This is a genomic window from Erwinia sp. (genome assembly GCF_031978025.1).
In the GTDB taxonomy this organism is placed as follows: Bacteria; Pseudomonadota; Gammaproteobacteria; order Enterobacterales; family Enterobacteriaceae; genus Erwinia.
Map to the genome: position 1 here is coordinate 1 of NZ_DALZCD010000365.1, position 3376 is coordinate 3376.

Sequence of the window (3376 nt, forward strand, 5' to 3'; positions counted from 1 at the left end):
CTGAAGGAACTGGAGGATATTGACAGCGCCTTTTCCGTTGTTCGCGGCCAGCCTCATGGGCAGTTACGTATCGATATTGGCGGCTCTACTGCCCGTGACGTGCTGATCCCGGCATTGCCGGAGTTTATGGCGCGCTACCCGGATATTCGTATCGATCTGGGCGTGTCGGATCGCGCCGTCGATCTGATTGGCGACAATGTCGACTGCGTTATTCGCGGCGGCCCGCTTGCGGATTCGTCGCTGATTGCTAAACGGATCGGTTACGCCACGCTGATTACCTGCGCCACTCCGGGCTATCTGAAGCGCTATGGCGTACCCGCCACGCCACAGGAACTGTGCAATGGACATCGGCTGGTTAGCTATCTCTCCTCGGACACCGGCAGGGCTTTTCCTTTTCGCTTTGCGCGTGGGGGAGAAAAAACGGAAATTAAAGCGCCACACCGGCTTGGCGTCAATGAAAGCAATGCACATCTGGCAGCCGCTCTGGCCGGGCTGGGCATTGTGCAGACCTTTACCTATGCGGCCTGCGAGGCGCTGAAAGCCGGGCAGCTTCAGGAAATCCTGAAAGCATGGCGGCCGGCGCCTTATCCTTTTCACGTGGTTTACCCACAAAACCGCCACGTCACGCATCGGCTTCGCGTCTTTATCGACTGGCTGACAGAAACGTTTCCGACGCGCATAGGAAGAGATAATCAGGAAGGGATCATCGCACCTACTTAAGTTGAGCTAAATTAAACAATAAACCTTTGGGTTAGAAAATTCCCCGGGGCTGTATTCGCCATGGTTTAGTTTTATTCAATAAAGAGAGGGCGTTAACTTATTATATCAACCCGATTTGCGGGTTTTAGCATCAGTCGGCAATCGCAAAAAGCGGGGTGCCGCGCTGAAAAAAATCGGTAGCGCTGTGCCTTTGATGCGCTATGAAAAGGGCAGTTTGCTGCTGTAAACCTGTCATGGTCGCTCATCGATACCTATCTGGCTACCACCGGCTTTCCCGGTAGGAAGGCGCAGGGCGGTTGTGCCACCCTGCATTGGCCTCAGCCCCTGAAAGGCACGGTCAGGCTTCGGGGGATTTTTCGCCCAGGAACCAGTACCAGAGCGGAATAGCTAACAGACCGGTAAAGACCATTGAGTAAACGGCAATCATAAACAGCTGCGACACCAGCATGCCCGCCGACCAGTCGTGCAAAGGTATATGGTACTCATCAATCGCACCCCCGATCATCACATTCGACATTACCGTAAGTGCGATAACCAGTACCACCACCAGCGCAGCGATAAACCGTTTGGTCTCTTTCCGTTTCATAACCTGTTTCCGGGAGCAAATAGTGCGCCGCAGTATAACAACTTCATCTGGAAAACGTTTCTTAAACGGCGGCAAATTCGCTCCTGTCGCCCGGCGGCCCGCAATTTTTCGTGCTGAGACGGAATTAGGTCAGGTTATAGCAGGGCATTTGCATTAGAATTGCGGCCTTAATATCATTTATTTAGCAGGGAAATTATGAGGGAGAGTTCGTTAGCGCGCCATCGGCCTTCGGTATGGTGGGGCGCGATGATCATTTGCGGAACCGTAGTCGGTGCCGGTATGTTTACGCTTCCCGTGGTCATGGCCGGTGCCTGGTACGGCTGGTCATTGCTGATCCTGATGGTCAGCTGGCTATGTATGTTGCTGACCGGACTGCTGTTCGTGCAGGCCAGCCAGCATTACCCGCTGGGTGCCGGTTTCGATACCATCACGCGCGATTTGCTTGGACGGGCCTGGGCGGCCATCAACGGACTGAGCATCCTTTTTGTGCTGGGTATTCTTACCTATGCCTATATTTCCGCCAGCGGGCCGGTCTACCAGAGTTCTTTAAATCGGGCAGGCCTAAACCTTTCCGTGGCGGAAGCCAAAATTATCCTCACGCTGTGCGTGGCGGCCGTTGTCTGGCTGGGCACTAAAGGCGTCAGCCGGTTGATGACGTTTTGCGTGCTGGCGAAAATCCTGCTGTTGGTCACGCTGTTTGGCGGGCTTTTGACCCAGCTGGATCTGAGTACGCTGACCAACAGCGGTGCTTCGGGACAGGCTTACTGGCCCTATACGCTGGCAGTCCTGCCGTTCTGTCTCGCTTCCTTTGGCTATCATGGCAACATTAGTGGCCTTATTGGCTACTATGCAGGCGATAAAAAACAGGTAAACCGTGCGCTGATACTGGGGACTTTTATGTCGCTGGTCATCTATGTGTTCTGGCTAACCGGCACGATGGGCAATCTACCGCGCGCAACTTTCCCGGCCATTATTGATGCGGGCGGAGATATTGAGGCGTTGATGTCGGCCTTAAGAGGCTATCTGCACGTTAGCGCCCTGGCGCTGCTGATGGACGTTTTCTCTCACTTTGCGGTGATCTGTTCGTTTCTTGGCGTCACGGCAGGGCTGTTTGATTTTATTGCCGATCGGTTACAAATGGCCGACACGCGGTCAGGCAGATTTAAAACGGCGTGTCTGACATTTTTACCTGCGCTGTGCGCTTCGCTGTGGTTTCCGCATGGTTTTATCGCCGCTATTGGCTTTGCCGGGCTGTTCGCTACGCTGTGGGCGGTGATTGTCCCGGCGCTGTTGGCCCGTAAAGCGCAGCGGAAGTTTCCTGAAGCCACTACGCATGCCGGCAGACAAAATGTAGCGATTATCGTCGTGATGGTATTTGGCGGGCTAAACGTACTGGCTTGGACGCTAAGCTGGCTGGGCCTTTTACCGGTTTTTCACGGCTAAAAAACAGGCCCGGATATACCGGGCCTTTTTTTAATGATGCAGCATCTCATCAACGACCTGAGCATTGCTCAGCTGCCATGGATAAAAAGTAGGCCAGTTATCCATCTCCTTTAGCAGCGCTTCCTGAGAGGTATTACCCATAAACAGATGGAAGTGTGCCGACTGGCGCGGGGAAATGGTGTGGTCACTGAACTGTACATATTTGGGCGCAGTGCTGTTGGCGTCCGGGCAATCAAACAGGTAGCGAACGCCTTTCTTACCTGACGCATAGGTCAGGATCTTATGGCCCGCGTAATGATAGCGACAGCGGCTGGTCTTATCACCATACCGAAACTCGATAAAATCATTTTCAATCGCCAGCGTGGTAATATCAGTGGCGTATCCCTTGCGATAATAGGCTTTAAGCTGCTGAAAATCCTTTTCTTTATCCTTTTTGGCTTTCTTCTGTAAAACGGGATCAAGTTCGCCGCTTATCAGCAAAGGATAAACCGATTGCCAGATGCCGTCCCAGTCCTTCAGGCTTCTCTCCTTAACATCCTGATTGTTGAAGATGCCTTCTGCCGCTTGCTGTTCGGCTTCGCTCATTGGCTTGCCATGTGAATGGGCGCCGTGTGCGAAAGCCTGACT

At 53.2% G+C, this 3376-nt stretch carries 4 protein-coding genes; 2 read left to right on the forward strand and 2 right to left on the reverse strand.

From position 1 onward, the window contains the following. Window positions 1–720, forward strand: a 720-nt coding sequence (locus RTK32_RS20265) for a LysR substrate-binding domain-containing protein (protein ID WP_312047094.1), incomplete at its 5' end; no start/stop codon positions are given. A gap of 337 nt (window positions 721–1057) precedes the next feature. Here RTK32_RS20265 and RTK32_RS20270 read toward each other — a convergent pair. Beyond that, on the reverse strand, window positions 1058–1306 hold the full coding sequence (locus tag RTK32_RS20270; RefSeq protein WP_312047096.1) for a DUF2534 family protein: 249 nt from the start codon (window positions 1304–1306) through the stop codon (window positions 1058–1060). Window positions 1307–1501: 195 nt separating this feature from the next. Between RTK32_RS20270 and RTK32_RS20275 the strand changes: the two genes are divergently transcribed. Next, window positions 1502–2749: an aromatic amino acid transporter gene (locus RTK32_RS20275; RefSeq protein ID WP_312047098.1), complete on the forward strand. Its 1248-nt coding sequence runs from the start codon at window positions 1502–1504 to the stop codon at window positions 2747–2749. Window positions 2750–2779: 30 nt separating this feature from the next. Here the strand turns inward: RTK32_RS20275 and zinT are convergent. After that, on the reverse strand, window positions 2780–3376 hold a 597-nt coding region (gene zinT, locus RTK32_RS20280), incomplete at its 5' end, for a metal-binding protein ZinT (RefSeq protein ID WP_312047100.1).